We start from the raw sequence: 3921 nt of genomic DNA, 5'->3' as shown, positions 1-3921 counted from the left end.
GCAGGAGCGCAAATTGCTTGGGCAGCTATAAGTCAATATATTATTCAACCGATTCAAGAAGCTTACAACTGGGTAAGTGCAAAAATTGGCGAATTAGTTACATGGCTTGGTACACAATGGGAAATTGCAAAAGCTGTAGCCCAAGTTGCATGGGGATTATTTAAACAATATATTACACAGCCTGTTCAGGAAGCTTGGAGCTTGGTAAAAGAGAAATGTAGTGATTTGATTTCTTGGCTAAGTTCACAGTGGGAACTTGCCAAATCATATACTCTTATGGCTTGGAACTTAGTAAAACAGTACGTTATTCAACCAGTTCAAGAATTGTGGAATACAACCAAGCAAAAGCTTACTGATTTAGCCAATTGGATATTATCAAATTGGGAATCTATAAAATCTTATACACTTTCAGCTTGGAATTTAGTAAAGCAATATGTGATTCAACCGGTAACAGATGCTTATAATCAGGCCAAACAAAAGTTTACTGATTTATATAATTCAGCTAGAGAAAAATTTGATTCAGTGAAAAATGCAGCACGAGAAAAATTTGAAGCGGCAAAAAGATTTATTATGGATCCAATAAGAGATGCGGTTGATGGAGTAAAGGGATTCATCGATACAATCAAAGGATTCTTTGAAAATCTGAAGTTAAAAATCCCTAAACCTGAAATGCCACCTCTTCCACACTTTAGCTTACAAACTAGCACTAAAAATGTTTTAGGTAAAGATATTACATTTCCTTCTGGACTCAATATAGATTGGCGCGCCAAGGGTGGTATTTTCACGAAACCAACTATCTTCGGAATGAATAATGGACGTTATCAAGCAGCGGGCGAAGCTGGGGACGAAGCGGTGCTCCCGCTTAATAAAAAGACACTTGGTGATATTGGGGCAGGAATTGCAGCAACCATGCAGCGTGAACAATTTGCTATGCCTGGTGAAATAAATCAATTAATGAATGATATGAGCCGTATGATGGCTAGTTCTGTAAGTCAATTATCAGGATTAAAGACTGTCATGAGTGGTGTGTATGGAAGTATGTCAAATAGCAGACAAGCCATGACAAGCAGCGTATCAAATCAAGTATTTAATTACTCTCAAGGATTATCTGACGATGGGGCACTTCCAATGTTTGGTGGTGATTTAGTTGTTGAAGTTCCTGTTGTTTTAGAAGGTCGAGATGTGGCGCGCGGTACTTATAGGTATACGAAGGAATATCAAGAACGAGAGGAACAAAGAAACTCAGCCTTTTAGGTTTGGGTTTCTCTTATTTTATAAAGAAAAGAGGTGTTCACATGAGCTCGTTTACATTTCATAACGAACGAAAAGACTGTATTCAAATCGCAAAAGGATGGAAAAGGCCAACTTGGGCGCCATTAAAAAGGAATTTCCTAAGTGTTCCTGGTTATCCAGGTGCAAGACTATTAAACACACAAACGGAAATGCGTGTTTTATCTATTCCTGTAGGAATCATTGTTCCCGATGGTGGGAACTTAGAGTTATTAAAAGAAGAAATTGCAAGTTGGTTAATTACCGATCAACCAGCCGAGCTTATTTTCGATGTAGAGCCAGATAGAACATACGTAGCTGTTGTGGATGATAGCTTTGATCCAGATGAATTTGTAACGCTTGGAATCGGTACAATTACATTTGTTTGTCCGACACCTTATAAATTAGGAAAAGTACAAACTCACACTTTCACTCAAACTTGGTCTACTGAGATTACTTCTTATTTCACGAATAAAGGAAGCGTAGAAGCTCCAGCGTTCATTGAAATGACTGTAAAAAAACCAAGCACTTTTTTAGATGTATGGTTTGGTACATATCCTTTAGAACGAAACTATTTCCGTATTGGTTACCCCCTAACTGTGGAGGAATCAACGGTACAAGAACGTGAGCGTGTGTTATGGGATGAAATGGCTTCGCCTATAGGCTGGACTCCTGTTACTGGGCAATTTGATGACATGAAAGGGACAGGTACTTTTCAATCAAGGGGCGGTTACGCACTATATTGTGAAGAATATGGAGAAGGGAAAGGGTTTTACGGTGCAATAGCTAAGAAAAGTATTCCAGGCGGTCCATTACAAGATTTTGAAATAGAGGCATGGATGACTTTAAAATCCAAAAATATTGATGAAATGGGTCGTTGTGAAGTTCTCTTATTGGATGAGGCAAGTAATCTGGTAGCTCGTATTAACATGAATGATTTATACGTAACGGCAGAAATTACAAAAGCACATATGAAAATCGGGAATAGCGGAACACCTAATAGCATTCGTAAATTAGTAGATACAAGTGGCTATTACTTATCTACTTTCAATCAATTTCGGGGACGCCTGCGTATTGCTAGAAGAGGGACAAAATGGTCTGTATATGTAGCTAAATTTATAGATGGTAAAGAGATAGACGGAGCTTCCCTAGTTGAACAATGGAACGATGTTGACAACAGTAATCCAATGACAAACCGAAAAATCGCACAAGTTATGATTGCGCTTTGTAAGTGGGATCATCACCAGCCTGTTAACGAAATGCAATTTGATGATTTGAAAATTTGGAAGGTAAACAAAGTCCCTGTTCATACAAAACCTTATATTTTCGATGCAGGAGACAAAGTGATTATTGATACAGAAAAAAGTCTTGTTACGATTAACGAGAAAGATGCGATTCATATGAAAGATATTTTTAGTGAGTTTCCTAAGATCATACGTGGAGAGAATCGGATTGATATTATGCCGCCAGACGTTACAGCGACAATCAGTTACAGGGAGAGATACAGATGAGAACGCCAAGTGGTGAATTGCATGTTGTTGATTTTAAAACAGAACAAATTGTAGCATCTATTCAGCCTACAGATTATTGGGATGATAAAAGACATTGGGAAATTAAAAATAACATCGATACATTAGAATTTCGAGTATTTGATCATACAAGGCATTCATCCACGCTTATGCAACAAAATGTAGTATTAAAAGAAGTGCGCGATGGTCGTATCGTTCCTTATGTCATTACTGAAATGGAAAAGAATTCTGATGATAGATCAGTAATCGCTTATGCATCTGGTGAATGGATTCAACTTGCCAAAGCCGGAATTATTCCTCCTCAAAAACTAGAAGGTAAGACAGTAATTGAAATGGTTGATATCGCTCTTGCAGGTACGAAGTGGCAAAAAGGGAATGTAGAATATGCTAGTTTCCGTTCCATGACGATCGATGAATTTATTGATCCACTGTCTTTTCTTAAAAAGATAGCTTCCTTGTTCGAATTAGAAATCCAATATCGTGCTGAAGTCGTAGGCTCTCAAGTCGTTGGGCGTTATGTAGATATGGTAAAGAAGCGTGGTCGAGAAACAGGAAAAGAAATAACCCTTGGCAAAGATTTAATGGGAATTAAGCGTATTGAGAACTCTCAAAACATTTGTACAGCCTTATTAGGTTTCGTAAAAAAAGAAGGCGGAGAGTTTGTTACTATTACGGAAATAAATAACGGTGTTCCTTATCTTGTGGATAATGATGCTTTCCAAAGATGGAATGAAAAAGGGCAACATAAATTTGGTTTTTACAGTCCAGAAACAGAGAACGAAGATATGGATGCAAAATGTTTAATGACCCTTATGAATACAGAGTTAAAAAAACGTGTAAATTCTTCTGTTTTTTATGAAGTTGAAGCACAATCAATCGGTCGTGTATTCGGACTAAATCATGAATTAATTAATGATGGAGATACAATCCGAATAAAAGATACAGGGTTTACACCTAAATTGTATTTAGAAGCAAGGGCGATTGCAGGCGATGAATCATATAAAAATCCTTTGCAAGATAAATATGTATTTGGAGATTATCATGAGATTGTTGATCCAAATGAAGAAGTAAGAAAGATTTATAATCGTATTCTTCGTTCACTTGGCAATAAACAAGAAATGAT

2 protein-coding genes and 1 pseudogene are annotated in these 3921 nt (G+C 37.2%); all 3 read left to right on the top strand.

Annotated features, from left to right (window positions below):
• A pseudogene (locus tag JDS99_RS30020) lies at positions 1-1254 on the top strand (DUF2207 domain-containing protein); the annotation flags it as partial.
• Positions 1255-1295: 41 nt separating this feature from the next.
• On the top strand, positions 1296-2780 hold the full coding sequence (locus tag JDS99_RS30015) for a distal tail protein Dit (RefSeq protein WP_199696388.1): 1485 nt from the start codon (positions 1296-1298) through the stop codon (positions 2778-2780).
• Positions 2777-3921: phage tail spike protein (locus JDS99_RS30010; RefSeq protein WP_199696387.1), on the top strand; the 1145-nt coding region annotated here is incomplete at its 3' end. The genes JDS99_RS30015 and JDS99_RS30010, both read left to right, overlap by 4 nt.

This window comes from Bacillus cereus group sp. N6 (genome assembly GCF_016483705.1).
GTDB lineage: Bacteria > Bacillota > Bacilli > Bacillales > Bacillaceae_G > Bacillus_A > Bacillus_A wiedmannii.
The sequence above is the reverse complement of the archived record's forward strand: the minus strand, read 5'-3'. Positions and strand labels throughout refer to the sequence as shown.

Bases quoted from the DNA above. Each gene is read 5' to 3' on its own strand.
- JDS99_RS30015 (WP_199696388.1), top strand. From the start codon at position 1,296: ATGAGCTCGTTTACATTTCATAACGAACGAAAAGACTGTATTCAAATC.